Below are 24,013 nucleotides of genomic sequence, written 5' to 3' on the forward strand. Positions count from 1 at the left end.
GCCCGCGCATCACCGCGCGGGCGGGTCCTCAAGGCTGACGGGCGCGGTTTACCCGGACGTGCGGGCCTGCATGCCGAGCGGACCCGCGATCTCCTCCAGCATCACCCGGCCCGCCTCCTCCGCCAGGGCGTCCTCGGCGAGGTCCTCGTCCGTGTCCAGGCCGTCCAGCTCGGCCAGCGGCTGGTCCAGGCGGACGTGGGACACCAGGGACTGCAGCGCGCGCAGGGTCGCGGACGCCGTGGGGCCCCAGTTGGAGAAGTACGAGAACTGCCACCACCAGAGCGCCTCGGTCGTGCGGCCCGCGCGGTAGTGGGCCAGGCCGTGGCGCAGGTCCGTGACGATGTCGGCGAGGTTGTCGGAGATTCGGGACGGCACCGGCGCCTTGCGCGGCTCGTACGGGTCGAAGACCTCCGAGAACACGTCCACCGGGTCCAGCAGCACCGCGAACCGTTCACGCAGGTCGTCCACGTCCAGGTCAGGGCCCGTGTCCGGCTCGTACCGCTCGTCCGGGACGATGTCCTCGTGCGCGCCCAACCGGCCTCCGGTCAGGAGCAGTTGGGAGATCTCCAGGAGGAGGAAGGGAACCGCGCTGTCGGGCTCGTCGCCCTTGGCCACTTCCGTGGTGGCCACGATGAAGGACTCGATCGAGTCGGCGATCTGGACCGCGAAGCTGTCCGGATCCTGCGTGATGGAGTGCAGTGTGGCGTCAGACATCGAGGATGCCTCCCTTGAGCGCACGGTCCCTGTCGTCATACATCTAGCAGCCGCCGCCCCTCGAAAGCACGCCCCAGGGTGACCTCGTCGGCGTATTCGAGATCGCCGCCGACGGGCAGTCCGCTGGCGAGGCGGGTCACCTTCAGGCCCATGGGCTTGATCATCCGCGCCAGATACGTCGCGGTGGCCTCGCCCTCCAGGTTCGGATCGGTCGCCAGGATCAGCTCGGTGACGGAACCGTCGGCGAGCCGGGCGAGCAGTTCACGGATCCGCAGGTCGTCGGGGCCGACGCCCTCGATCGGGCTGATGGCGCCGCCCAGCACGTGATAGCGCCCCCGGAACTCGCGGGTCCGCTCGATCGCGACGACGTCCTTCGGCTCCTCGACCACGCAGATCACCGACAGGTCGCGGCGCGGGTCACGGCAGATGCCGCACTGCTCCTGCTGGGCCACGTTGCCGCAGACCGCGCAGAACCTGACCTTGTCCTTGACCTCCAGGAGCGCGTGCGCGAGGCGGCGCACATCGGTCGGCTCGGCCTGGAGGATGTGGAAGGCGATCCGCTGCGCGCTCTTGGGACCGACGCCGGGCAGCCTGCCCAGTTCGTCGATGAGGTCCTGAACAACGCCTTCGTACAACGGAACGCCTTTCCTGTGCCTGACTCTTACGGTAGTTGCTGGACGTACGCGTTAGAAGGGGAGGCCCGGCATCCCGCCCAGACCCTGGGTCAGGGGGCCGAGCTTCGACTGCTGGAGCTGCTGTGCGTTGTCGTTCGCCGCCTGTACGGCGGCGACCACGAGGTCGGCGAGGGTCTCGGTGTCCTCCGGGTCGACCGCCTTCGGGTCGATCACCAGGGCGCGCAGTTCGCCGGATCCGGTCACCGTGGCCTTGACCAGGCCGCCGCCGGCCTGCCCCTCGACCTCCGTCGCGGCCAGCTCCTCCTGTGCCCGCGCGAGATCCTGCTGCATCTGCTGGGCCTGCTGGAGGAGCTGCTGCATGTTGGGCTGGCCACCACCGGGAATCACGGTCACTCCTGGCATTTCGACGACGAATGTTCGGTAAGCCGAGCCTACGTGGTTGACGCCCGGCATGCCGCCACAACTCTTTCGAGTGAGAAACGTGGCGCTCCACTACCTGATCAAGGCCCCCGTGAGGACGGAAATCCCGGGATTCCGGGCGTCCGGCCCGCCATTCGGCGGTAGGAAGGGGTGCGCGAACATGCGCACCAGCACGCACGCGTGCACCGCACGTCACGATGGGTAACAGGAGAGCGCAGAGCGCTGAGCAGAGGAGTTCCCCGGTGAGCCAGCCGGAGATGCAGCCCGGGGGGCCCGCCCGGGAGGAGGGGGACGCCTCGCACGGGGCGTCGCACGAGGCGCCTCGCAGGGCGTCTCACGGGGTGCCGCACAGCGATCTGACCGGGAGGCCCTTCCCGCTCGGCGACTGGGGCGAGCCCGCGGAGCGGCTCGACGAGCTGTACCGGTGGGTGGAGGGCAACGCGCTGCGGACCACCGAGTGGTACTTGGCCGACCGCGTCCGCAAGCGCCGCGCGGCCAGGGCCCTGCGCGCGGCCACCGCCGTGGGGGTCGTCGCGGGTGCCGCGCTGCCCCTGCTGGACCTGACGGGCGTCGCGAGCGGGGCCGCGGGGTGGGGCTATCTGTCACTGCTGCTGGCGGGGGCGTGTGTGGCCTGCGACCGGTACTTCGGCCTGACCTCCGGCTGGATAAGGGACGTGGCCACGGCACAGGCGGTGCAGCGGCGGCTGCAGGCTCTTCAGTTCGACTGGGCGTCGGAGAGCGTACGAGAGGTGCTCGGGCCCACGGAGGGCACCGCGAGCGAGGCGGCGGAGCGGTGCCTCGGGGTGCTGCGCAGGTTTTCGGAGGATGTGACGGAGCTGGTCCGCGCGGAGACGGCGGACTGGATGGTCGAGTTCCGGGCCGGTCCGGCACCGCTGGTGATGCAGTCGGTGGCGGCGACGTCGGGCCCGCGCCAGGACCCGGCGGCGCCCGCGCTCCGGATCCCGCTGCCGCCGGGTACCCGCCCGAACATGCCGCGCCAGAGACCCCCGGAGCCGCGCTGAGTCTTGCCCGCGCCGAGCGAGCCGCGCTCGCGGGGGACGGGCTCCGCCGACCGCGCCGAGAGAGCCGCACTCGCGGGATCGTGCCGCGCTGGAGAGCCGCGCTCGCGGGGATCGGGCCCGGGCGGATGCGCTAAGGGCGCCTCCGTCATGGAGGCGCCCCCGATGCCGTGACCCTCGGCCGGTCGGCCGGCCGAAGACGACGAGGTCAGCTGAAAATGATCATGGAGCCTTGGCCGAGGCTGCGGGTCGCCGCCGCGTGGAGGCCCAGCCAGACGTGGCGTTCGCGGGCGAAGGGGCTCTCGTCGTACGGAATCGGGCCCGCCGGCTCCTCGAGGGAGGTGGGGCGGTCCGGGGGAAGGGGCGCCGCCGGGGGGTTGGCCGGGTCGATGCCGATGGAGGGGGCCACGAACTCGAGTTCGCGCAGCAGGCCCTGGGAGGATCCCAACGGGCCGCCGCCCTCGAGGAGTTCCTCGGTGGACAGGGGTGCGGCGAAGTCCACCGGGACGTACGCCCCGGCGTGGTCGTAGTGCCAGACCAGGTGGGACTGCTGGGCGGTCGACTCGAACATCTCCAGGAGCTGCTCGTAGTCGCCTCCGAGTTCGTCCACGGGTGTGACGGCGAGACCGCAGAGCTGGAGGAGATACGCCCGGCGCAGGAAGTGCAGGGCGTCGTAGTCGAATCCGGCGACCGGCGCCACGTCACCCGAAAGTCCCGGCATGTAGGCGAAGACGGGGACGGTCGGCAGACCGGACTCGGTCAGGGCCTTGTCGTAGGCCGCGATCTCTTCGGCGAAGGGATTGTCGGGGCTGTGGCACAGCACATCGACGAGGGGGACCAGCCACAGGTCACAGGCCAACGCAGGCTCGCTCTCCGTCAGGTTCGTACGATGGTCGGGACAGCGTAGTGCGCCGCGTACGCTCCGCACAGTCAGTGGGCACCAGTCGCACATCAGCGGACCTCACCGGCCCCGGGTGCCCATCCCCTACCCACCCACCAGCGCTCTTCTTCCCCATACGGCCCAGCAGTTTCGCGGACTGCCCGGCAGCCCGCGACCGGCGCCGGGTCAGCGCCCCTCAGGCCGAGCGCTGCTCCAGGCGGTCCGCCCACCGGAGCGCGAGGTCGTTGTCCGCCATGGTGGCCTCTCGCGCCGCCCGGGCGTCCCCGAGAGTGATGGCGTCCACGAGGTCCGTGTGACCGCTCCACAGCCACTGCTGGACGTCGGGCTCGGCCCGCAGCCGGGGGACGGCGAAGACCCAGACCTGGACGCGCAGACGGTGGAGGAACCCGGCGATGTAACGGTTGGTGACGAGCGCCCCGAGCTCACGCCAGAACCGCAGGTCGTAGCCGATGAGGACGTCCAGCTCGCCGCCCCGCGCGGCGCGCGAGGCCTCGTCCGCGCGGCGGCGTACGGAGACCAGGGCGGGCCCGTCGGTCAGAGGCGGGAACGGCGTCCCGTCCACGCGGAAGATGCCGTCCACGATGAGGGCGCGGGCCTCGACCATGTCCCGGAAGTCCTCGACGGAGAACCGGTGCACCTGGAAGCCCCGGTGCTGGATGGAGTCGAGCAGGCCCTGGCCGGTGAGATCGACGAGAGCTTCACGCACGGGCGTCGCGGAGACCTCGTACTGCTCCGCGATCTGCTTGACCGTGAATTCCTGGCCGGGCTTGAGGCGTCCGGCCAGCACCTCGTCGCGCAGCGCGTCGGCGATCTGCTGCCGCAGCGTGTTGCGGGTGACAGCTCCGCTCGCGAGCATGGCGTGGGTCCCCTCCGTCCGGTTCCGCACACCTTAAGCCAGGGGGATTCCCCGCCGGCGCGGCCCGTGGGCACCTCGGGGCGGAGAGGGCGGGCGACCGGCCCCGCCACGAGGCTGCCCGCAGGGCCGGATTCCAGCCACTGTTCCGGCCTTCCTCCAGTCCGGCGGGCAGTTCACACCGCGGCTCGCGGCCCGCGGCGGGGTCCCGCAGGCGCCGCCCGGCTACACCGTGTGTTCGTCCGCCACCGACAGCGCGATGTCGAGCGCGGCGAGGCCTTCCTTGGCCTCCGCCTCGGTGACGTTGCAGGCGGGGACGGCGTGCGTGCGGTTCATGTTGATGAAGGGCCAGAGTCCTTGCTTCTTGGCCGCCGCGCCGAAGGCCGCCATGGGCGCGTTGGCCTCACCGGTGGCGTTGTACGGGACGAGCGGCTCGCGCGTCTCCTTGTTCCGTACGAGGTCGAGGGCCCAGAAGGCGCCGAGGCCGCGGACCTCGCCGACGGAAGGGTGCCGCTCGGCCAGTTCGCGCAGGCCGGGGCCGAGGACGTGCTCACCGATGTGGGCGGCGTGCTCGACGACCTTCTCGTCCCTCATCACCTCGATGGTGGCGATGGCGGCGGCGCAGGCGAGCGGGTGCCCCGAGTAGGTCAGACCGCCCGGGTAGGGGCGCTTGTCGAAGGTCGCGGCGATCTCGGCGCTGATCGCCACACCGCCGAGGGGTACGTAACCGGAGTTCACGCCCTTGGCGAAGGTCAGCAGGTCCGGCACGACGCCGTAGTGCTCGGTGGCGAACCACTTTCCGGTACGGCCGAACCCGGCCATGACCTCGTCGGCGATGAGGACGATGCCGTACCGGTCGCAGATCTCGCGGACACCGGCGAGGTAACCGGGCGGCGGGGTCATGATGCCGGCGGTGCCCGGGACGGTCTCCAGGATGATCGCGGCGATGGTCGCGGGGCCCTCGAAGGCGATGGTGTCCTCCAGGTGCGCGAGGGCCCGCTCGCACTCCTGCTCCTCGGTCTGCGCGTAGAACGGCGACCGGTAGAGGAACGGCGCCCAGAAGCGGACCACGCCGGCGGAGCCGGTGTCGGAGGCCCAGCGGCGGGGGTCGCCGGTCAGGTTGATCGCCGTCGAGGTGGCGCCGTGATACGAGCGGTAGGCACTCATCACCTTGTGGCGGCCGGTGTGCAGCCGGGCCATGCGCACGGCGTTCTCGACGGCCTCGGCGCCGCCGTTGGTGAAGAAGATCTTGTCCAGGTCGCCGGGGGTGCGCTCGGCGATGAGGCGTGCGGCCTCGGAGCGTACGTCGATGGCGAAGGCGGGCGCGAAGGTGGTGAGCTTCGCGGCCTGCTCCTGGATGGCGGCGACCACCTTGGGGTGCTGGTAACCGATGTTGGTGTAGACGAGGCCGCTGGTGAAGTCGAGGTAGCGGTTGCCGTCGTAGTCCCAGAAGTACGAACCCTCGGCGCCGGCGACGGCGAGCGGGTCGATCAGGCCCTGGGCGGACCAGGAGTGGAACACGTGCGCGCGGTCGGCGGCCTTCACGGCCGCGCCGGCCTGGGGATCGGGTTCGACATGAGGGGTCATACGGCCAAGGGTAAGGACGCCCAGGTGGGGACGGACATGGCCACCTTGTATGGACTGGGCCACTTTCGTCGGCAGGGTGTCCACCCTGTGGGACAGCCCTCCGGAAGGCCCACTTTCATTGACAGCATGCTGTCGATATGACAGCCTTCTGTCATAAGCCGAAGCGTACGCACAGGCACAGGAGGCCGGCATGACCAGCACCGCCACCCACACCCCCGCAAGCTCCCGCGGGACCGTTCACCTCGCGGTCTACGACGCCCTCGCTGACTGGGAGACCGGCCATTGCACCGCCTGGCTCGCCCGCTCCGGGTACGAGATCAGGACGGTCGGGCCCGGCACCGCGGCGGTCACGTCCATCGGGGGGCTGCGCATCACACCCGACATCGCGCTCGACGACCTGGAGCCCGAGGACAGCGCCCTGCTCATCCTCCCCGGGGCCGACCTGTGGGACTCCGGCGACGAGCTGGCCCCCTTCGCCACGAAGGCCCGCGCCTTCCTCGACTCCGGGGTGCCCGTCGCCGCGATCTGCGGCGCCACCGCGGGACTCGCCCGCGAGGGACTGCTCGACGACCGGCCGCACACCAGCGCGGTCTCCTTCTATCTGGCCGCCACCGGCTACAAGGGCGGCGCGCACTACGTCGAGGCCGACGCGGTCACCGACGGCGACCTGATCACGGCCGGCCCGACCGAGCCGGTCGCCTTCGCCCGCGAGGTGCTCGGCAGGCTCGGTGCCTTCGAGGGCCCGAAGCTGGACGCCTGGTACCGGCTCTTCCACGACTCCGACGCCGCCGCGTACGAAGAGCTCAACGCGCGGGAAGGGCTCGACGGGGACGAGGAGCTCAACGCGCCGGAAGCGACGGCTTCATGAGCCGCGAAGAACAGGACGCGCTCAGCAGGACCGCCCTGGCGGTCTTCCGGCTCAACGGCCAGTTCCTCTCCGTCTCCGAGGAACTGGCCGAGCCCGCCGGACTGACTGCCGCCTGGTGGCAGGTCCTCGGAGCCGTACTGCCCGAGCCGCTGTCCGTCGCCGGGATCGCCCGCGTCATGGGCATCACCCGGCAGAGCGTGCAGCGGGTCGCGAACCTGCTGGTGGAACGCGGCCTCGCGGAGTACGCCCCCAACCCCGCGCACCGCCGCGCCAAGCTCCTCGCCCCCACCGCCGAGGGACGGGCCGTCATCAGGAAGATCGACCCGGGTCACGCGGAGCTGGCCGCCCGGCTCGTCGACGAGCTCGGAGGACAGGAGCGGTTCGACGAGACCGTGCGCGTCCTGGAGCGGCTGTCGCGGGCGCTGGACGCGATCACGGACGACCGGGGCGGTACAGCGAACTAGTCATGTAGGCCATGGCCTGCGTGAAGACGGGGTCGGACATGCGCCGTTCCATCTCCTTCTCGTCGACGTCCTCGATGTGCGTCTGGATCCACCAGAGGTTGCCGAAGGGGTCCCGCACCCGTCCGACCCTGTCCCCGAAGAACAGATGCGTGACCTTGCTGACGGAGGTGCCGCCCGCCTCGACCGCGCGCCGGTGGGTGGCGTCGGCGTCCTCCACGTACAGCCGGAGGAAGGCGGGCGTCGCCGGCCAGTCCGCCGGGCTGTCGAAGGCCATCAGCCGCGCGTCACCGATGCGCAGTTCGGCGTGGCCGATCCTCCCGTCCTCCATGACGACCCGGCCCAGGTCCTCGGCCCCGAAGGCGCGCTCCAGATAATCGATCAGCGCCGCCGTGTCGGGGGAGATGATCCACGGCGTGATCGCGGTGTAGCCGTCGGGAACGGGCCTGATCCGTGCGGACATGCGCTGCTCCTCACCAATGGTGTGTGGTGGGAACGACGCTAGGGGCCATTGAGGACAGAAGACGGCCTAGTCGCGCCTCACGCGCCGACGGTTCCGTCGATCCCCTCCCGCAGGAAGTCCGCGTGGCCGTTGTGCCGGGCGTACTCGTGGATCATGTGCAGCATCACCAGGCGCAGGGACACGTCCCCGCCCCACCGCGGCTGATGCCCGGTCACATCGAGGGACTCCGCCTCCGCTTCGATACGACGAGCGTGCTCCACCTCCGCCTGCCAGGCCGCGAACGCCTCGGACCGGGTGGCGGTGCGGGCGTCGTAGGCCACCTGATAGTCGTTCTCCGACCAGACCAGCGGGAGGTCCTCCCCGTTGATCACCTTGCGGAACCAGCTGCGCTCCACCTCCGCCATGTGACGCACCAGACCCAGAAGGCTGAGCGAGGACGGCGGCATCGACTGTCGCCGCAGCTCGTCGTCGGTGAGGCCGTCGCACTTCATGGCGAGGGTCGCGCGGTGGAAATCGAGGAAGGCGCGCAGGGTCTCGCGCTCACCCCCGGTGAGGGGCGGCCCGACGCGTTCGGTCGTCGTGGGGCCGGCCGTCACGGGGGCGGTCGTCGTGGGGCCGCCCGCCGTGCGGTCGGACGTCGTCGAGTCGGTTGCCGCGTGTTCCGTTGTCATGGGGATCAGTCAATCGTCACAGGCGCACGCGGTACACCCTCCGCTTCCCCGGATGCTCTCCCAGGCACCACAAACCGTCACCCCTCGCCAGGGGTTGATGACTCGGATCGCCGGGTCCGAGGGAGAGCGTCCCCAGCGGCTCGGCCGCCCCGGATCCACGAGGCCGGTGGGCCCACAACTCCCCGCGCAACACGCCCCCGCCCGACGGCGGTTCGTCGACGGCCGGTTGGGCCGCGTAGTACATCCGGTCGCGCGCACAGACCGCTCCCCGCACCCCGGCGACGCGCAACGGCCAGGCGCTGTCGACCTGTTCGGCGGCGATGTAGCCGGAGCTGTGCAGGTTCCAGCGCACGGCCATGCCGGTGTCCCGTGCCGGCGCCTCCCGGTCAGTACGGTCCGGGCCGGCGGAGCCTCAGAAAGCCGTCGGACCCTGGCTCCGGCTCCACGCCGGTGCCGAAGGGCCGCCCCACCCGGGTCAGCACCTCGCACAGCCAGGCGGCGTCCTGCTCCGGCGGGCGGTCGAGCCTCATCCGCCGGGCCCGCAGGGGAGCGATCCGCAGTCCGGCGAGCGCGCCCGTGGCCGGGTCCAGGGACGGGAAGTACAGCAGGCGCAGGTCATCCCGGTACCGCTCGTAGCCCGTGATGCCTTCGTAGTCGTCGATGAGGTCTCCGCAGCCGTACAGGATGAGCTTGCCCCGGTAGACCTCGATCGGGCGCGGATGGTGCGAGGAGTGGCCGTGCACGAGGTCGACCCCGCCGTCGACGAGCCGCCGGGCGAAGGCGGTCTGGGGGCGCGGGACCGTGTAGCCCCAGTTCGAGCCCCAATGGATCGACACGACCAGCAGATCACCGTCGCGCCTCACCTCACTCAGCCGCCGTACGAGACCCTCCGCCGCCCCGGCGGACAGTTCGGGCAGGAAGTCGATACCGGGCCGGTCCTCCGTCGCCGCCCAGTGCGCCGGGATCCCGCTGGACGCGGTCCCGCAGGACAGTACGACCACCCGCCCGCCGCCAGGCGTCGCCACCGCGACGGGCCGCCGTGCCTCGTCGAGTTCGCGTCCCGCGCCGGCCGGCCGCAGCCCCGCGCCCCGGAGCGTGTCCAGGGTCTCCTCCAGGCCCCGGCGCCCGAAGTCCAGCACGTGGTTGTTGGCGAGCCCGCACACATCGGGGCGGGCGACCGTCAGGGAGGGGACGTTGGCGGGGTGCATCCGATAGGTGACGGCCTTGTCCGGGGCGAAATCGGCGCTCGTGGTGACGCTCGTCTCCAGATTGATGACCCTGACGTCGGGGGCGACCGCCTCCAGCGTCTCCAGCGCCGCTCCCCAGGGCCAGGCGGGGTCCACTGGCGCGGGGACGGGGCCGTGGGCGGCCTCGGCCAGCGCGACGTAGTCCCGGGCGTCCCGGATGTACGCCTCCCGCAGCTCGGGGTCGCCGGGGTGCGGAAGGATCTGGTCGACGCCCCGGCCCGGCATCACATCGCCGCTCAGGAAGAGCGTCACGAGGGCCCGGCCCATGTGCCCATCCTCCCACCGCCCGGGTCCGGTCCCACCGTGCGAGCCCCGCCGCCAGGCCCCCCTCCCCCGCGCGGCGGAGGCGGTTCGTCCCCGGGCGTGATCATGTCCCGGGGGCCGCCGGGGACGCTGAAGCCATGACCACTGCCGAGCGTCCCGCGCCCCTTCCGCACCCCGCGCCCCTCCCCGCCGAACACCCCGGCCACGGCACCGAGCGCCCCGTCCCCCGCTGGGCCGACGTCGTCGCCCACGCGATGCCCCTGGTCGCCCTCCCCGTCTGCCTCTGGCGCCTTCCGTACGCCTTCGGTTACGACATGGGCAGCACCCAGCCACCGTCGCCGTGGCAGTGGTGGCACGTGCCGTACGTCCTCGGCCTCAGCATCCTGTCCGAGGCGGTCGCGCTTCTCTGCTTCGGTCTCGTGCGCCGCTGGGGAGAGGTGGTCCCGGCGTGGGTGCCGCGGCTCGGCGGCAGGCGCATACCGCCGTTCGCAGTGATCGTTCCGGCGACGCTCGGAGGACTGCTCTTCACCGGACTGCTGGTCGCCTGGGTGTGCGGTGTCCTCGGGCTCGGGGGCGCCGCCCGGCCCCCGTACGAGGACGGTTGGTACGCGCTGGCGACGACCGTCGGGCTCCTGATGACCCTCTGGGGACCGATGATCCTGGCCCTCACCTACGCCTATTACCGTCGCCGCAGCGGATCTTCCTGTGTAGCCTAGGTAAAAACCTAGAGGTCCTAGGCAATGGGGAGCCGGACCACCACCGAACAGGAGACCCGCCGTGAACCACCCGTCGAAGACCGGTGCCCTGCCCGTGCCGGGCGCGACCCTGCACTACGAGGTGCGGGGCACCGGACCCGTACTGCTGCTGATCCCCGGCGGCGGGGCGGACGCCTCCGCGTACGACGGCCTCGGGGACGCGCTCGCGGACCGGTACACCGTCGTCTCCTACGACCCGCGCGGGAAGTCCCGCAGCGTCCTGGACGGACCGGTCACCGACCAGCGGGTGGAGGAGCAGAGCGAGGACGCGTACCGGCTGCTGCTCCATGTCCTCCCCGACGGCGAGCGGGCCTTCGTCTTCGGCAGCAGCTCGGGCGCGATCATCGCGTTGGACCTGCTGACCCGGCACCCCGAGCGGGTCCACGTGGTCGTCCCCCACGAGCCGCCCGTGGTGGAGGTGCTCCCGGACGCGGCCGAGCACCGGGCCTTCTTCGCCGCCGTCCACGCGTCGTACGAACGGGGCGGCCTCGCCGCCGCCGTCACCGTCATGAACGAGGGCGTCGGAGAGCAGGGCGGCGAACTGCCGGACCCCGACCAGCTGCCCGCGCCCCTCGCGGAGTCGTTCAGGCGGGTCCTGGCGAACATGCCGTTCTTCCTGGTGCGGGAGTTGCGCCAGTACACGGCCTACGTACCGGACGAGGAAGCCCTCGCGGACATGGTGCGCGCCCGGCCGGGACAGCTTGTGCTCGCCGGAGGCCGTGACTCCCGCGGAAAGCTGCTGTACCGGCCGGGCGCGGCTCTGGCGGAGCGGCTCGGCGTGGAGTTCGTGGAGTTCCCGGGCGGCCACACGGGGTACCGCGGCCACCCGGGCGCCTTCGCTCCCGTGCTGGAGAGGCTGCTCAGCAGTACAGGTTCCCGCCCGGCGTGACGCCGAGGATCTGCGTGAACCGCTGGTAGCTGTCCACCCGGCTCTGGACCTGGGCGGGGTTCTTGCCGTCGCACTCCAGCGAGCCGTTGATCGAGCGGATCGTCTGACCGAAGCCGGCGCCGTTGACCATGGCGTTGTGGCCGGTCATCGTGCCGGGGCCGTTCTGGGTGTTCCAGTACCAGAGGCCGGTCTTCCAGGCGATGGGTGCCTCGCGCTCGACCCGGTAGGGGTTGTTGAGCAGGTCGATGCCCAAGGCGTCACCGGCGGCCTTGTAATTGAAGTTCCAGCTCAGCTGGATCGGTCCGCGACCGTAGTACGCGGCCTGTCCGGCCGGGCAGCCGTAGGGCTGGCTCGCGTCGCAGTAGTGCGGGTAGTTGGCGGTGTTCTGCTCGACGATGTACACCAGGCCGCCGGTCTCATGGCTGACGTTGGCGAGGAAGGCGGCGGCCTCCTGCTTCTTCACGGTGTCGCTGCCGGTGTTCGCGAAGCCCGGGTAGGCGCTCAGGGCCGCGGTGAGGCCGCTGTAGGTGTAGAACGAATTGCGGCTCGGGAACATCTGGTTGAACTGGGCCTCGCTGACGACGAAGCCCGAAGGGCTCGGGCCGGGACCCGGGTCGGTGCCGCCGCACGCGCCCTGGTCGGACCAGACGTCCGTGGTGCCGGGCCGCTCGTTCTGGGTCCACCACTTCGCGTACCAGTTGTGGCCGTTGTACGAAGCGGTCTTGCCGCCGGTGTAGACGGTGGCGGAGCTCCAGGGAGCGGCGCAGGCGGCGGCCGAGGCGACGGAGGCGGGGAGGAGGACGGCCAGTCCGACGGCCGTGGTGAGCGCGGCGAAGAGAGACAGCAGGCGTCGCAGCATGCGAGCGTCCTTCCGAGTGGGGGGCGCCCACCGAACCGCGATTGGTATGGACCTGTCAAGGTCTAGACCACAGGTTGTTACAGACGCGGCCGCCGCCCTCAGCCCTTCAACAAGCGCTCCAACAGCTGGGTCAGCAAGGCGCGTTCGACGACGGTCAGCGGAGCGAGCAGCTCGTCCTGGATGCCGTCGAGCACCTTGTCGAGGCGGCGCAGTCGGCGTCGGCCCTCCGCGGTCAGGGTGATGACGTTGCGGCGCTTGTCGGCGGGGTCGGGGGCGCGCTCGACGAGCTCACGCTCGGCCAGTTCATTGATCACGGCGACCAGATCGCTGCGATAGATGCCGGTGCGGCGACTCAACTCCGCCTGGCTCGCCGGGCCGAGCTCCTGGAGTGAGACCAGTACCGCGTAGTGCCACTTGCGGGCGCCCTCCGCGGCCAGCCGCTCGGTGACCAGGCGGTCGGCCTGCGCGGCGGTCAGCGCGAGGAGCCTGCTGGGCATGGACCTCAGGCGCTCGGGGGTGCGGGGGCCGTCCCCCTCGCGCATGGCGTCGCTCGCCCGGCCACTCGCGCCGCCATCCGTCTCGTCACTCGCGCCCACGCGCTTGCCTTCGCTCATGGGGTGCATCGTACCCGTTGCGTTAGTGACACTAACGATGTAACTTCGTTCGTGGCACTAACGTTAGCGCCACGAACGAATGAGGAGATAGTCATGCCCAGCATCGCCGTCCTCGACTCGGCCATGTACTACGAGGAGATCGAGGGTTCCGGGACCGGAACGCCGTACGTCTTCCTCCACGGCAACCCCACCTCCTCCCACATCTGGCGGAACGTCCTGCCCGCGATCGGCGGCGACGCCCGGCTGCTCGCCCCCGATCTGATCGGGATGGGCCGCTCCGGCAAGCCGGACATCGCGTACTCCTTCGACGACCAGGCCCGCTATCTCGACGCCTGGTTCGACGCCCTCGGCCTGGAGGAGGCGGTCCTCGTCGGCATCGACTGGGGCGGCGCACTCGCCTTCGACCGGTCGGCCAGGCACCCCGGCACGACCCGCGGGGTCGCCTTCATGGAGACGATCATCCGGCCGATGACCTGGGAGGAGTACCCGGAGGCATCCCGCGCCCGCTTCCAGGCGTTCCGGCGGCCGGGAGTCGGCGAGGAGCTGGTCCTGGAGAAGAACGTCTTCCTCGAGTCCTTCTCCCAGACGGTCCTGACGGGGCTGGCCGAGGAGGACTGGGCGGTCTACCGCGCCCCCTACCCCACACCCGAGAGCCGTCGCCCGCTGCTCGCCTGGCCGCGGTGCATGCCGATCGGCGAGGACCCGGCGGACGTGGTCGCCCGGGTCGAGGAGTACGACGACTGGCTCGCCGTCAGCGCCGACGTGCCCAAGCTGCTGCTGACCTTCGAAAGCCCTCGCGGACTGCTGGTGGGTCCGGAGATGGTGGCCTGGTGCGAGGAGAACATCGCCGCCCTGGACGTCGTGCCCTGCGGCGAGGCCGGCCACCAGGCCGCGGAGGACCGCCCCCTTGAGATAGCCGCGGCGATCACCGAGTGGGCGGACCGGCACGGGCTCGGCTGAACGAAGGGCGAACTCCACACGAAGGGACTCCGGTTCGCGCCCCGCACGCCCCCGGCGCACCTACGGTGGCCGGCGTGGCCCCCGCAACGAACCGGCGAACTCCTCCCGGGGCGCGCAGGGACGACCCGCAGGCGCCGGTCGTCCGGTGCGAGCTCGACTCCACGGAACAGGTGCTCACGACGGTGGCCCGCCTCCCCGGAGCCATCGGCTACACCGAGCTGCGCGCGGGCAGCGGCCTGAAGGGCCTGCACCGGATCGGCATCGACGGCCGGGTGCCGAATGTGGACGAGATCGGCGACAGCACGTACCCGTACCGGGAGATCGAGTACGCGTACACCTACGGGCAGCCGCCGGCCGACTCGCTCACCGCCGGCTTCCTCGCCTATCTCAGCCGGGGCAGGGACAGGACGTGGTCCGGACCCACGGACATCCGCCGTGCGCCACTCCGAAGGGCCTCAGGATCTGTGACGCGTAGGCGCGGCGGGCGGCAGCGGGGCGCACAGCGAAAGGGCGCCCCGCCGACCGTCGCCGGCGAGGCGCCCATCGCAGGGATCGCCGGCGGAGCGCCGGCGGCAGCCGTGGCTGCTACAGGAACGAGTTGATCTCGATCGTCTCGGTCCGGCCGGGGCCGACACCGATCGCCGAGATCGGCGCGCCCGACATCTCCTCCAGCGCCTTCACATACGCCTGCGCGTTCTTCGGCAGGTCGGCGAAGGTCTGCGCCTTGCTGATGTCCTCGGTCCAGCCCGGCAGCATCTCGTAGATCGGCTTCGCGTGGTGGAAGTCGGTCTGCGAGTACGGCAGCTCCTCGACGCGCTTGCCGTCGATCTCGTACGCGACACAGACGGGGATCTGCTCCCAGCCGGTGAGGACGTCGAGCTTGGTGAGGAAGAAGTCCGTCAGGCCGTTGACCCTGGTCGCATAGCGGGCGATCACCGCGTCGAACCAGCCGCAGCGGCGGTCACGGCCGGTGGTGACACCGCGCTCGCCACCGATGCGGCGCAGCGCCTCGCCGTCCTCGTCGAACAGCTCCGTCGGGAACGGGCCGGCGCCGACGCGGGTGGTGTACGCCTTGAGGATGCCGATGACACGGCTGATCTTCGTCGGGCCCACGCCCGCACCCGTGCAGGCACCGCCGGCGGTCGGGTTCGAGGAGGTGACGAACGGATACGTGCCGTGGTCGACGTCGAGGAGGGTGCCCTGACCGCCCTCGAAGAGGACGACCTTGCCCTCGTCGATGGCGTTGTTCAGGATCAGCGTCGTGTCGGCGACGTAGGGCTTGATCTGCTCCGCGTACTGGAGCATCTCCTCGACGATCCTGCCGGACTCGATCGCGCGGCGGTTGAAGACCTTGGCGAGGAGCTGGTTCTTCTGCTCCAGGGCCGCCTCGACCTTCTGCTCCAGGATCGACTCGTCGTAGAGGTCCTGGACGCGGATGCCGACCCGGTTGATCTTGTCGGCGTAGGTCGGGCCGATTCCCCGGCCGGTCGTGCCGATCTTCCGCTTCCCGAGGAAGCGTTCCGTCACCTTGTCCAGCGTGACGTTGTACGGGGTGATCAGATGGGCGTTTCCGCTGATCAGGAGCTTGGACGTGTCGACGCCGCGGTCATTGAGCCCGCTCAGCTCGGAGAGCAGGACCGCCGGGTCCACGACGACACCGTTTCCGATGACCGGAGTACATCCCGGCGAGAGGATTCCGGAAGGGAGCAGATGCAGCGCATACTTCTGGTCGCCCACGACGACGGTGTGACCGGCGTTGTTGCCGCCCTGGTATCGCACTACATAGTCAACGGATCCACCGAGGAGGTCGGTGGCCTTTCCCTTGCCCTCGTCACCCCACTGAGCACCGAGCAGCACAAGTGCGGGCACAGGCGTACACCCCTTCCGGGTGGGGCATGTCCAAGGTCAGGGGGCAGAAAAACGTCGTACGACGGTGTACGACACAGCCTGAGCCGTCGAACCGGTTGCCCCGGAATAGACGAAGCCCCTGGCGCAATAGCGCAAGGGGCTCTTGCACAAAGATGCTACCCGAGGAAGGACCGAGGTGTCGGCTCACGACCAGCTCCTGGTGGTCATCGACCCGGTCGCCCGCCGAATCGACGGCGAGTCTGTACGGATCGCGAAAGATGTTCTCTGCGCCGGATCCACGGCGAAGATTTGCCTCCCGGAGAGCCCGGAGGAGTTCGCCCGGGCCTTGGCGCGCCGGGGCTCCCGGCGCCCCGTACTGATCGGTGACGACCGTGCGCTGCTACGCACCGTGACCCTGCTGCACCGGGAGCGTGAGCTCGCGAGGGGGTCGCTGTCGATGGTCCCGGTCGGTATGCCCGGCTCTTTGGAACTCGCCCGTTCGCTCGGCGTGCCGCTGGGGGCGGTCGCGGCGGCACGCGCCGTCCTGGAGGGAGCGGTGCGCCGGCTCGATCTGCTCGTCGACGACAGCGACGGCGTGGTGGTCGGGGGCCTGCGGATCCCGGCGGCGCCCGGGCCGGTCGTGACGTTCGGCCAGCCGCCCTCCGTCTGGGACACGTGCCGTTCCCTGGTCCGCACCCTGGTCCGGCCCGCGCCCGCGCCTCCCTCCGTGCGCACCCACCGGCTGCGCGTGGAGGCGGACGGGGTGCTGCTGGCCGACGTCGGCGAACCGGTGGAAGGGGTGAGCGTCCGCTCCCTCGGTGGCCTCGCCGAGGTGACCGTGAGACCCCGGGGCGCGGATCCGGTCCGCGTCGAGGCCAGCACGGTGACGGTCTCGGGCCCCGACTTCCGCTACCGCGCGGACGCCCTGGTGGCGGGGCCGGTGCGCCGCAGGACGTGGACGGTTCGCGAGGGGGGCTGGGGCCTGACCCTGCCGGTGCCCTAGCCGCACCGCACCAGGGAGTACGGGAAGCGGCCTGGGCCGGACTTCTGGAGCGGGCCCCCGCCCCGGCCCCGGCTTCGGCTTCGGCTCCGGCTCCGGCTCCGGGCACAGACTCCTGGCGCTCCTGGAGGACGAGGACGCTCGGGCCTCCTGTCGGCGAGCCGCCGGCGAGGGCGCGAGCACCGCGCCCAGCGCCAGGCGCCTAGAAGGACGGATCCCGGGGCACCTCGGGGCCCCGGCCCGCCGATGCGCGGTGGGCGCGCCAGCGGTCCATGATGCCGAGCAGCTCGTGCTGCAGGAACGCGAAGAACTCGGCCGTCTCCGCCGCCCGCGCGCCCGCCCGTGTCCCCAGGAGCTCCGCGCCCTCCCGCAGCACCTTCTCCCATCGGACGAGGATCTGGTCGCGCCGCGTGAAGGTCTCGTACCAGAGCTCGTCGTGGAGCACGTACCGCTCCCGGCGCGAGCCCGGGTCGCGCTCACGGCTGACCATGTTCACCTGCGCGAGGTAGCGCACGGCGCCGGACACCGCCGCCGGGCTGATCCGCAGCTGCTCGGCGAGCTCCGCCGAGGTCATCGACGCCGACTCGGAGGCGATCAGGGCGGCGAAGACGCGGGCGGCCATGCGCTGCATGCCGGCCTCGGTCAGTTCGGCGGCGAAGCGCTCCACGAACCGGGACACGGCCTCGTCATCGGTGGTCATGCCGGCCATCGTCTCCCTCGCTCGCCGATTTCCCCCGGGCTCCTGTGGCCTTCGACTTTATACGCTTCCTTAACTTCACAACTTTCTGAAAGTACCGTACGTTCGGAAGCATGACGAAGGCACACTCCGCCCTGGACGTAGCCGCGCTGCGCAAGTCGTTCGGGCGGACACAGGCGCTGGACGGCCTCGACCTCCGGGTCGAGACCGGTGAGGTCCACGGCTTCCTCGGCCCCAACGGCGCCGGGAAGTCCACCACGATCCGAGTCCTGCTCGGACTGCTGCGCGCCGACTCCGGCACCGCGCGGCTCCTCGGCAAGGACCCCTGGAACGACGCCGTCGAACTGCACCGGCGGATCGCCTACGTCCCCGGGGACGTCACCCTGTGGCGCAACCTCTCCGGCGGCGAGGTCATCGACCTCTACGGGCGGCTGCGCGGCGGTCTGGACACCGCTCGGCGGGCGGAGCTGCTCGAGCGGTTCGAACTCGACCCCACCAAGAAGGGGCGGACGTACTCCAAGGGCAACCGGCAGAAGGTCGCCCTCGTCGCCGCCTTCGCCTCCGACGTCGACCTGCTCATCCTGGACGAGCCGACGAGCGGCCTCGACCCGCTGATGGAGGAGGTCTTCCAGAGGTGCGTGGTCGAGGAGCGCGAACGGGGGCGGACCGTGCTGCTCTCCTCGCACCTCCTCAGCGAGGTCGAGGCCCTCTGCGACCGGGTCAGCATCATCCGCAGGGGGCGGACGGTGGAGACCGGTTCGCTCACGGAGCTGCGGCATCTGACCCGTACGAACGTCAGCGCCGAACTGGCCGCCGCGCCCAACGGGCTCGCGCGTCTGCCCGGCGTCCACGGCCTCGAGGTCCGGGGACGGCGGGTCACGCTCCAGGTCGACACGGACAAGCTGGACGCGGTACTCCGGTCGCTCACCGCGTCGGGGGTGCGGTCGCTGACCAGCACTCCGCCCACCCTGGAGGAGCTGTTCCTCCGTCACTACGCCACCGAAGAGGCGATGTCGCGATGACCGCGCCCGCGGTTTCCCTGACCGGTACCACCGCTCTGACCAGGCTCGCGCTGCGCCGCGACCGGTTGACGCTGCCGCTGTGGGCGGTGGTCGTCGGCGGCCTGGTCTCCAGCGGCTCCGGCTCGCTGGGGAGCCTCTACGACACGGCCGCCGACCGGGCCGGACTCGCCGCGTCCATGAACGCCAACAGTTCCATGCGCTCGCTGTACGGGCCGGTGTTCGGGGACTCGCTCGGCGGGCTCGTCGCCTGGCGCTTCGGGACCTTCGCGGCCGTGCTCGCCGCCGTGATGAGCCTGATCATCGTCGTCCGGCACACACGGGAGGAAGAGGAGACGGGCCGTCAGGAGATGCTGTCCTCGGCGGTGGTGGGGCGGCGGGCGTCCCTGACGGCCGCGCTGCTCACCGCGCTCGCCGCCAACGCCGTCGTCGTCCTCCTCATCACGGCCGGGCTGGCCGGGCAGGGCGCGGGAGGGGCGCTCGCCCTGGGCCTGGCGGTCGGCGGAACGGGCATGCTCTTCGCCACGACGGCGGCGATCGCCGCCCAGCTCACCGAAAGCGCGCGGCTCGCCAAGGGCCTGACGGCGGCGGTCCTGGGGGTCGCCTTCGCCCTGCGGGCGGCGGGCGACGCCGGAAGGGCCGACGGGTCCTCCGCCCTGACCTGGCTCTCCCCGATCGGCTGGGCCGAGAACGTGCGGCCCTTCGCCGGGCAACGCGAATGGGTACTGCTGGTGATCGCCGGGGCCGTCGTGGTCCAGGCGGCGGTGGCGTACGGACTGACCGGCCGGCGCGATGTCGGCATGAGCTTCCTGCCGGCACGGCCGGGACCGGCACAGGGCCGTCTGGCGACGGCCGGGGCCCTCGCTTGGCGCCTCCAGCGCGGCAGCGTCCTGGGCTGGGCGCTCGGCTTCCTGACGGCCGGGCTGGTCTTCGGCGGGATGGTCGAAGGCGCGGCGGACATCGTCGGGGACAACGAACGGGCCCGGGAGATCTTCGAGCGGATGGGCGGGCAGGCTGCCCTGACGGACGCGTTCCTCGCCACGATGGTGGGGATGTTCGGGATGGTGGCCGCGCTGTACGCGGTGGCGTCGGTGCTGCGGCTGCACGGCGAGGAGACCTCCCAGCGCGCCGAACCCCTCCTCGCGAACGCGGTCGGCCGGCTGCGGTGGGCCGGGGGGCACCTGCTCATCGCCTTCCTCGGCGCCGCGCTGATCATGGCGCTCGCGGGGACCGGACTCTCCCTCTCGTACGGCCGGGACTTCGCCCCCGTCCTTGGCGCCTGCCTGGCCCAACTCCCCGCGATCTGGACGCTCGCGGGCCTGGCGGTCCTCCTCCACGGCGCATTCCCGAAGGCGGCGGTCGGGGCATGGGCGGCGTCGGGCCTCTCCCTGATCCTGGGCTGGCTGGGCCCCGCCCTCAACCTCCCCCAACCCCTCATGAACCTCTCGCCCTTCACCCATCTCCCGAAGCTCCCGTCCGCCGACTTCACCTGGCCCCCGGCCCTGATCCTGACGGCCCTGGCGGCGGTTCTGGTGACGGCGGGACTGACGGGACTGCGGCGGCGGGACGTGCTGGTCTGAGGGCCGGGGCGGCGGGGCGGCGCCAGCCGCGTCAGGTGAGGCGGGGGCTCAGGCTTCCACGACCAGGGACTCCAGGCCCCGGATCACATAGCCCGGCTTCCGGCAGGGCTCCGACGCGAGGCGCAGGTTCGGCGCGCGGGTCAACAGGGAGGTCAGGGAGGCCACCAGTTCCATCCGGGCCAGTGGAGCGCCGATGCAGTAGTGGAGGCCCGCGCTGAAGGAGATGTGCGGGTTGTCGCGGCGGGCGAGGTCCAGGGTGTCCGGGGCGCGGAAGACCTCGGGGTCGCGGTTGGCCGAGCCGAAGAGGAGGGCGACCTCCGAGCCGCGGGGGATCACGGTGCCGTCGATCTCGACGTCGTCGAGGACCCAGCGCTCGAAGAGCTGCAACGGAGTGTCGTAGCGGAGGAGTTCCTCCACGGCTGTGGACGACAACGCGTGGTCCGCCCGCAGCGCCGCCAGCTGCTCGGGGTGCCGGAAGAGCGCCCACCAGCCGTTCACGGTCGCGTTCACCGTCGCCTCGTGCCCCGCGTTCAGCAGCAGTACGCACGTGGAGATCATCTCCTGCTCCGACAGCCGGTCACCCTCCTCGTACGCGGCGATCAGCCCGGAGATCAGGTCCTCCCCGGGCTCCTTGCGCCGCTCCGCGATCAACTCCCGCAGGTACGCCGAGAATTCGACCGACGCCACGACCGCGCGCCGCGCCGTCTCCTCCGAGGGATTCAGCTCGTACATCCCGCAGATGTCCGCCGACCACGGCCGCAGCGCCGCCCGGTCCCCCTCCGGGATCCCCAGCATCTCGGCGATGACCGCGACCGGCAGCGGCTCGGCGACGGCGGCCAGCAGGTCGCCCCCGCCGGCCGCGACGAGCCCGTCGACCAGGTCGTCGGCCAGCCGGTGGACGTACGGCCGCAGCCCCTCCACCGTCCTCGGGGTGAACGCCTTCGAGACCAGGCGCCGGATCCGCGTGTGGTCCGGCGGCTCCAGATCGAGCATCCCGTGGTCATTGAGCGTGTGGAAGGGCTCCTGCGACGCCGGCGGCGCGCTGCGCCCGAAGTCCTCGTGCCGGAAGCGGTGCTGGTACGTGCGCCCCAGGCGCCGGTCCCGCAGCAGCGCGGACACATCGGCGTGATGGGGCACCAGCCACTGCCCCGTCGGCTCGAAGTAGTGCACGCGACCCCGTGCGCGCAGCTCGGCGTACGCGGGATACGGATCGGCGACGAAGGCCGGCGACGAGGGGTCGAAGGGCGCGGAAGCTGCATCCATGCGGGGACGCTACCCGCCCGGACGGACTCCGGCACAGGCCCACCGCCCGACCGGGGCCAGGACCCTCCCGGCGCATGGCCCCCGCCCGACCGGGGCGGGAGAGGCTCCGGACCCAAGCGAGCGCGGCCTCGGCGAGGCCGATCAGGGCAGGACCCCGCCCCTACCACCGGGCTACGACCGCCGGCCCCCGCGACAAGGCGCGAACCCGCCCTACCCCGGTGTCACCAGCCTCGCCTCGTACGCGAACACCGCCGCCTGCGTCCTGTCCCGCAGCCCCAGCTTCACCAGGATCCGGCTCACATGCGTCTTGATCGTCGACTCCGCGACCACCAGATGGTCCGCGATCTCCGCGTTCGACAGGCCCTGCGCGATCAGCACCAGGACCTCCGTCTCGCGTTCCGTCAGGTCCCCGACGCGTGCCAGCGCCGGCGGCCTCGGGGTCTCCGCCGCCTTCGCGAACTCCGTGATCAGGCGCTTGGTGACGGTCGGCGCGAGCAGCGCCTCGCCGGAGGCCACCACCCTGACGCCGTCCGCGAGCTGCCGCGCCGAGGCGTCCTTGAGCAGAAAGCCCGACGCACCCGCGCGCAGCGCCTGGTACACGTACTCGTCCAGGTCGAACGTGGTCAGGACCAGTACCTTCGCGTCGGCGTCCGCCGCGACGATCTCGCGGGTCGCCTCGATCCCGTTGAGCTCCGGCATCCGGATGTCCATCAGGACGACGTCCGGCCGCAGCGCCGCCACCTGCGACACCGCCTCGCGGCCGTTGACCGCCTCGCCGACCACCTCGATGTCCGGCATCGCGCCGAGCAGGACGGAGAAGCCCTCACGGACCATGATCTGATCGTCGACGATAAGGACCTTGATCGTCACTCCGCCCCCTCGCGCACCAGGGCGACCGGAATGAACGCGGCGACCTCATAGCCCCCGTCGTCCGTCCCCTCGGCCGTCATCTCGCCGCCCAGCATCGCCACGCGCTCCCGCATCCCCGTGATCCCGTGCCCCGCCCCGGGCGAGGGCTTCACCAGATCCCGGGCCGGGCCGTTCGCGACCCGCAGGCCGAGCCCGCCGAGGACGTACGACACCTCCACCTTCGCGGTCGCCCCGGGGGCGTGCCGCAGCACATTGCTCAGCGCCTCCTGGATGATCCGGTACGCGGACAGCTCGACGCCCTGGGGCAGCTCGCGCACCGCGCCGGTGACGGTCTTCTCGACGCTCAGGCCCGCGTCGCGGACGTTCGCCACGAGGCCGTCGAGATCGGCCAGGGTCGGCTGCGGGGCGTCCGGCGCCTCGTAGTCCTCGGCCCGTACGACTCCGAGGACCCGCCGCAGCTCGGTCAGCGCGGCGACCGCGTTCTCGCGGATGGTGAGGAAGGCCTGCTCCAGCTCGGGCGGCGGGTTCTCCACCCGGTACGGCGCGGCCTCCGCCTGGATGGCGACGACGGACATGTGGTGGGCGACGACGTCGTGCAGCTCGCGGGCGATCGTGGTGCGCTCCTCCAGGAGGGTGCGCTTGGAGCGCTCCGTCTCGGTCACCGTCTGCTGGGCGGTGACCTCCTGCCTGGCCTCCCGGCGGACGTGCAGGACGGTGACGCCGAGCAGGACGACCGCGGAGGCGAACAGCATCTCGGGGCTGTTGCCGCCGTAGCCCCGGTTGAGGAAGACCTCGCCGACCATGCAGTACGCCGCGGTGAGCGCCCACATCCACGCGGCGGTCCGGGGGCGGGTGCGGGCGGCGACGACCGTCAGCACCACGAGGTGCCCGAAGAAGGAGAAGGCCGACCAGGGCACGTCCCCGCCGTCGAGGTACGCCACCGGCGCGGAGCTGAGCAGCGACACCCAGAACGCCGCGACCGGCCGGACGAGGGTGAGCAGCACGGCGGCCGCCGAGACCGCCGCGAGCGGGACGCTCTCGGTGTCGAAGATCACCATCAGCATGAACAGCGCGACGGACGCCACCACGGCGTGCCGCGCCCACACGGCGTACCGGCGTATCCCGCCCGGCAGTCGCCTCACGACCGGGGCGTCCGGCGAGAGGGGCGGCAGCAGCCGGTAGGCGAAGACGTCGTCGAAGAGCTCACGGCGCATGCCCCGGAGCGCGGTCGCGGCCAGGCGGTACTCGGGGCTGCGGCTGCCGTGGGAGTCGGCGCGCGGCGGATTCGGCGTGTGGGGCGGGGTCTGTGTCACATCAGCCACGGTAAGGGCGCGGGCGGACGGGGTCGTCACCATGAATGCGGATCCTTCCGCGTCCGTCCCAGGTACTACACGCCGCCGTGTCGCCGTATCCCGAACGCCGCCGCGTTCTCCGAGGCGCAGGAGACGAAGGTCCGGGCCGGGCGGCCCATGCCCTTCTCCACCGCCTCCGACACGGTCCGCGAAAGCGTCGGCCCTGCCTGGAGGGTCAGCACCTCAGGGCCCGTGACGAACAGT

26 protein-coding genes and 1 pseudogene are annotated in these 24,013 nt (G+C 71.5%); 10 read left to right on the forward strand and 17 right to left on the reverse strand.

The features are described from left to right. Positions 1-48 precede the first annotated feature (48 nt). From ACZ7J0_RS15875 to ACZ7J0_RS15885, 3 genes are read right to left on the reverse strand one after another with little or no spacing between them, the layout of a single operon-like run. Positions 49-714, reverse strand: coding sequence for a DUF5063 domain-containing protein (locus tag ACZ7J0_RS15875; protein WP_470887693.1), 666 nt, complete (start codon positions 712-714; stop codon positions 49-51). A gap of 35 nt (positions 715-749) precedes the next feature. Further along, a complete protein-coding gene (recR, locus tag ACZ7J0_RS15880) occupies positions 750-1,349 on the reverse strand; it encodes a recombination mediator RecR (protein ID WP_469120633.1) in 600 nt (199 codons plus the stop codon). A gap of 51 nt (positions 1,350-1,400) precedes the next feature. Continuing rightward, a complete protein-coding gene (locus tag ACZ7J0_RS15885; RefSeq protein WP_470887695.1) occupies positions 1,401-1,736 on the reverse strand; it encodes a YbaB/EbfC family nucleoid-associated protein in 336 nt (111 codons plus the stop codon). Between the two features lie 275 nt (positions 1,737-2,011). Between ACZ7J0_RS15885 and ACZ7J0_RS15890 the strand changes: the two genes are divergently transcribed. Next, a complete protein-coding gene (locus tag ACZ7J0_RS15890) occupies positions 2,012-2,791 on the forward strand; it encodes an SLATT domain-containing protein (RefSeq protein ID WP_470887697.1) in 780 nt (259 codons plus the stop codon). Positions 2,792-2,996: 205 nt separating this feature from the next. Here ACZ7J0_RS15890 and ACZ7J0_RS15895 read toward each other — a convergent pair whose 3' ends face one another. From ACZ7J0_RS15895 to ACZ7J0_RS15905, 3 genes are all read right to left on the reverse strand, one after another. Then, positions 2,997-3,647: a hypothetical protein gene (locus ACZ7J0_RS15895; RefSeq protein ID WP_470887699.1), complete on the reverse strand. Its 651-nt coding sequence runs from the start codon at positions 3,645-3,647 to the stop codon at positions 2,997-2,999. A 217-nt stretch (positions 3,648-3,864) separates the two neighbouring features. Continuing rightward, on the reverse strand, positions 3,865-4,545 hold the full coding sequence (locus ACZ7J0_RS15900) for a GntR family transcriptional regulator (protein ID WP_470887701.1): 681 nt from the start codon (positions 4,543-4,545) through the stop codon (positions 3,865-3,867). A 222-nt stretch (positions 4,546-4,767) separates the two neighbouring features. Continuing rightward, positions 4,768-6,129 carry an aminotransferase class III-fold pyridoxal phosphate-dependent enzyme gene (locus tag ACZ7J0_RS15905; RefSeq protein ID WP_470887703.1) on the reverse strand — a complete coding sequence of 454 codons (1,362 nt, stop codon included), beginning with the start codon at positions 6,127-6,129 and terminating at the stop codon, positions 4,768-4,770. Between the two features lie 190 nt (positions 6,130-6,319). On the opposite strand from ACZ7J0_RS15905, the gene ACZ7J0_RS15910 reads away from it, so the two are divergent. Both ACZ7J0_RS15910 and ACZ7J0_RS15915 read left to right on the forward strand, forming a co-directional pair. Further along, positions 6,320-6,997: a type 1 glutamine amidotransferase family protein gene (locus ACZ7J0_RS15910; protein ID WP_470887705.1), complete on the forward strand. Its 678-nt coding sequence runs from the start codon at positions 6,320-6,322 to the stop codon at positions 6,995-6,997. Then, positions 6,994-7,461 carry a MarR family winged helix-turn-helix transcriptional regulator gene (locus tag ACZ7J0_RS15915; protein ID WP_470887707.1) on the forward strand — a complete coding sequence of 156 codons (468 nt, stop codon included), beginning with the start codon at positions 6,994-6,996 and terminating at the stop codon, positions 7,459-7,461. Before ACZ7J0_RS15910 ends, ACZ7J0_RS15915 begins: the two co-directional genes overlap by 4 nt. On the opposite strand, the gene ACZ7J0_RS15920 is transcribed toward ACZ7J0_RS15915, so the two are convergent. The 4 genes from ACZ7J0_RS15920 to ACZ7J0_RS15935 all read right to left on the reverse strand — a co-directional run bounded on the left by ACZ7J0_RS15920 (position 7,430) and on the right by ACZ7J0_RS15935 (position 10,106). Next, positions 7,430-7,921, reverse strand: a complete 492-nt coding sequence (locus ACZ7J0_RS15920) for a VOC family protein (protein WP_470887709.1) — start codon at positions 7,919-7,921, stop codon at positions 7,430-7,432. The genes ACZ7J0_RS15915 and ACZ7J0_RS15920 overlap by 32 nt on opposite strands. Positions 7,922-7,998: 77 nt before the next feature. Then, on the reverse strand, positions 7,999-8,592 hold the full coding sequence (locus ACZ7J0_RS15925; protein ID WP_470887711.1) for a DinB family protein: 594 nt from the start codon (positions 8,590-8,592) through the stop codon (positions 7,999-8,001). A gap of 16 nt (positions 8,593-8,608) precedes the next feature. Next, positions 8,609-8,950 (reverse strand): hypothetical protein, encoded by a 342-nt coding sequence (locus ACZ7J0_RS15930; RefSeq protein WP_470887713.1) that lies wholly within the window; start codon positions 8,948-8,950, stop codon positions 8,609-8,611. 28 nt (positions 8,951-8,978) lie between these two features. After that, positions 8,979-10,106, reverse strand: a complete 1,128-nt coding sequence (locus ACZ7J0_RS15935) for a CapA family protein (protein WP_470887715.1) — start codon at positions 10,104-10,106, stop codon at positions 8,979-8,981. 134 nt (positions 10,107-10,240) lie between these two features. Here ACZ7J0_RS15935 and ACZ7J0_RS15940 point away from each other — a divergent pair, with 134 nt between their 5' ends. Together ACZ7J0_RS15940 and ACZ7J0_RS15945 are read left to right on the forward strand one after the other, a co-directional pair. After that, on the forward strand, positions 10,241-10,819 hold the full coding sequence (locus tag ACZ7J0_RS15940) for a hypothetical protein (RefSeq protein WP_470887717.1): 579 nt from the start codon (positions 10,241-10,243) through the stop codon (positions 10,817-10,819). Positions 10,820-10,880: 61 nt separating this feature from the next. After that, positions 10,881-11,747 carry an alpha/beta fold hydrolase gene (locus tag ACZ7J0_RS15945; protein ID WP_470887719.1) on the forward strand — a complete coding sequence of 289 codons (867 nt, stop codon included), beginning with the start codon at positions 10,881-10,883 and terminating at the stop codon, positions 11,745-11,747. On the opposite strand, the gene ACZ7J0_RS15950 is transcribed toward ACZ7J0_RS15945, so the two are convergent. Together ACZ7J0_RS15950 and ACZ7J0_RS15955 are read right to left on the reverse strand one after the other, a co-directional pair. Further along, the gene (locus tag ACZ7J0_RS15950; RefSeq protein WP_470887721.1) at positions 11,719-12,606 is read right to left on the reverse strand and encodes a glycoside hydrolase family 19 protein; all 888 of its coding nucleotides are present in this window, start codon (positions 12,604-12,606) and stop codon (positions 11,719-11,721) included. The genes ACZ7J0_RS15945 and ACZ7J0_RS15950 overlap by 29 nt on opposite strands. 98 nt (positions 12,607-12,704) lie before the next feature. After that, positions 12,705-13,148, reverse strand: coding sequence for a MarR family winged helix-turn-helix transcriptional regulator (locus ACZ7J0_RS15955; RefSeq protein ID WP_470887887.1), 444 nt, complete (start codon positions 13,146-13,148; stop codon positions 12,705-12,707). Positions 13,149-13,307: 159 nt separating this feature from the next. Here ACZ7J0_RS15955 and ACZ7J0_RS15960 point away from each other — a divergent pair, with 159 nt between their 5' ends. Next, a complete protein-coding gene (locus tag ACZ7J0_RS15960; protein WP_470887889.1) occupies positions 13,308-14,180 on the forward strand; it encodes a haloalkane dehalogenase in 873 nt (290 codons plus the stop codon). A gap of 82 nt (positions 14,181-14,262) precedes the next feature. Next, positions 14,263-14,655: pseudogene (locus tag ACZ7J0_RS15965) on the forward strand (phosphate ABC transporter substrate-binding protein); the annotation flags it as partial. A gap of 110 nt (positions 14,656-14,765) precedes the next feature. Here the strand turns inward: ACZ7J0_RS15965 and ACZ7J0_RS15970 are convergent. Beyond that, on the reverse strand, positions 14,766-16,049 hold the full coding sequence (locus ACZ7J0_RS15970; RefSeq protein ID WP_468711574.1) for an adenylosuccinate synthase: 1,284 nt from the start codon (positions 16,047-16,049) through the stop codon (positions 14,766-14,768). Positions 16,050-16,224: 175 nt separating this feature from the next. Here ACZ7J0_RS15970 and ACZ7J0_RS15975 point away from each other — a divergent pair, with 175 nt between their 5' ends. Then, positions 16,225-17,031 (forward strand): serine/threonine-protein kinase, encoded by an 807-nt coding sequence (locus tag ACZ7J0_RS15975; protein WP_470887723.1) that lies wholly within the window; start codon positions 16,225-16,227, stop codon positions 17,029-17,031. Positions 17,032-17,230: 199 nt separating this feature from the next. On the opposite strand, the gene ACZ7J0_RS15980 is transcribed toward ACZ7J0_RS15975, so the two are convergent. Beyond that, positions 17,231-17,737: a GbsR/MarR family transcriptional regulator gene (locus ACZ7J0_RS15980; protein ID WP_470887725.1), complete on the reverse strand. Its 507-nt coding sequence runs from the start codon at positions 17,735-17,737 to the stop codon at positions 17,231-17,233. A gap of 101 nt (positions 17,738-17,838) precedes the next feature. On the opposite strand from ACZ7J0_RS15980, the gene ACZ7J0_RS15985 reads away from it, so the two are divergent. Together ACZ7J0_RS15985 and ACZ7J0_RS15990 are read left to right on the forward strand one after the other, a co-directional pair. After that, positions 17,839-18,747 carry an ABC transporter ATP-binding protein gene (locus ACZ7J0_RS15985; RefSeq protein ID WP_470887727.1) on the forward strand — a complete coding sequence of 303 codons (909 nt, stop codon included), beginning with the start codon at positions 17,839-17,841 and terminating at the stop codon, positions 18,745-18,747. Next, on the forward strand, positions 18,744-20,324 hold the full coding sequence (locus tag ACZ7J0_RS15990) for an ABC transporter permease (protein WP_470887729.1): 1,581 nt from the start codon (positions 18,744-18,746) through the stop codon (positions 20,322-20,324). The genes ACZ7J0_RS15985 and ACZ7J0_RS15990 overlap by 4 nt, the downstream gene beginning before the upstream one ends. A 48-nt stretch (positions 20,325-20,372) precedes the next feature. Here ACZ7J0_RS15990 and ACZ7J0_RS15995 read toward each other — a convergent pair whose 3' ends face one another. The 3 genes from ACZ7J0_RS15995 to ACZ7J0_RS16005 form a co-directional block, all read right to left on the reverse strand. After that, positions 20,373-21,587, reverse strand: a complete 1,215-nt coding sequence (locus ACZ7J0_RS15995; RefSeq protein ID WP_470887731.1) for a cytochrome P450 — start codon at positions 21,585-21,587, stop codon at positions 20,373-20,375. A gap of 210 nt (positions 21,588-21,797) precedes the next feature. Then, positions 21,798-22,457, reverse strand: a complete 660-nt coding sequence (locus tag ACZ7J0_RS16000) for a response regulator (RefSeq protein WP_470887733.1) — start codon at positions 22,455-22,457, stop codon at positions 21,798-21,800. Continuing rightward, the gene (locus tag ACZ7J0_RS16005) at positions 22,454-23,812 is read right to left on the reverse strand and encodes a sensor histidine kinase (RefSeq protein WP_470887735.1); all 1,359 of its coding nucleotides are present in this window, start codon (positions 23,810-23,812) and stop codon (positions 22,454-22,456) included. Before ACZ7J0_RS16005 ends, ACZ7J0_RS16000 begins: the two co-directional genes overlap by 4 nt. Positions 23,813-24,013 lie beyond the last annotated feature (201 nt).

It is taken from the genome of Streptomyces sp. NPDC038280, assembly GCF_055600045.1.

What these genes read in the sequence shown, in the direction of transcription:
- ACZ7J0_RS15875 (WP_470887693.1), bottom strand. Translation starts at nt 714, where the DNA reads ATGTCTGACGCCACACTGCACTCCATCACGCAGGATCCGGACAGCTTC.
- ACZ7J0_RS15900 (WP_470887701.1), bottom strand. Translation starts at nt 4,545, where the DNA reads ATGCTCGCGAGCGGAGCTGTCACCCGCAACACGCTGCGGCAGCAGATC.
- ACZ7J0_RS15905 (WP_470887703.1), bottom strand. Translation starts at nt 6,129, where the DNA reads ATGACCCCTCATGTCGAACCCGATCCCCAGGCCGGCGCGGCCGTGAAG.
- ACZ7J0_RS15910 (WP_470887705.1), top strand. Translation starts at nt 6,320, where the DNA reads ATGACCAGCACCGCCACCCACACCCCCGCAAGCTCCCGCGGGACCGTT.
- ACZ7J0_RS15915 (WP_470887707.1), top strand. Translation starts at nt 6,994, where the DNA reads ATGAGCCGCGAAGAACAGGACGCGCTCAGCAGGACCGCCCTGGCGGTC.
- ACZ7J0_RS15920 (WP_470887709.1), bottom strand. Translation starts at nt 7,921, where the DNA reads ATGTCCGCACGGATCAGGCCCGTTCCCGACGGCTACACCGCGATCACG.
- ACZ7J0_RS15925 (WP_470887711.1), bottom strand. Translation starts at nt 8,592, where the DNA reads ATGACAACGGAACACGCGGCAACCGACTCGACGACGTCCGACCGCACG.
- ACZ7J0_RS15930 (WP_470887713.1), bottom strand. Translation starts at nt 8,950, where the DNA reads ATGGCCGTGCGCTGGAACCTGCACAGCTCCGGCTACATCGCCGCCGAA.
- ACZ7J0_RS15935 (WP_470887715.1), bottom strand. Translation starts at nt 10,106, where the DNA reads ATGGGCCGGGCCCTCGTGACGCTCTTCCTGAGCGGCGATGTGATGCCG.
- ACZ7J0_RS15940 (WP_470887717.1), top strand. Translation starts at nt 10,241, where the DNA reads ATGACCACTGCCGAGCGTCCCGCGCCCCTTCCGCACCCCGCGCCCCTC.
- ACZ7J0_RS15950 (WP_470887721.1), bottom strand. Translation starts at nt 12,606, where the DNA reads ATGCTGCGACGCCTGCTGTCTCTCTTCGCCGCGCTCACCACGGCCGTC.
- ACZ7J0_RS15955 (WP_470887887.1), bottom strand. Translation starts at nt 13,148, where the DNA reads ATGCGCGAGGGGGACGGCCCCCGCACCCCCGAGCGCCTGAGGTCCATG.
- ACZ7J0_RS15980 (WP_470887725.1), bottom strand. Translation starts at nt 17,737, where the DNA reads ATGGCCGGCATGACCACCGATGACGAGGCCGTGTCCCGGTTCGTGGAG.
- ACZ7J0_RS15985 (WP_470887727.1), top strand. Translation starts at nt 17,839, where the DNA reads ATGACGAAGGCACACTCCGCCCTGGACGTAGCCGCGCTGCGCAAGTCG.
- ACZ7J0_RS15990 (WP_470887729.1), top strand. Translation starts at nt 18,744, where the DNA reads ATGACCGCGCCCGCGGTTTCCCTGACCGGTACCACCGCTCTGACCAGG.
- ACZ7J0_RS15995 (WP_470887731.1), bottom strand. Translation starts at nt 21,587, where the DNA reads ATGGATGCAGCTTCCGCGCCCTTCGACCCCTCGTCGCCGGCCTTCGTC.
- ACZ7J0_RS16005 (WP_470887735.1), bottom strand. Translation starts at nt 23,812, where the DNA reads ATGGTGACGACCCCGTCCGCCCGCGCCCTTACCGTGGCTGATGTGACA.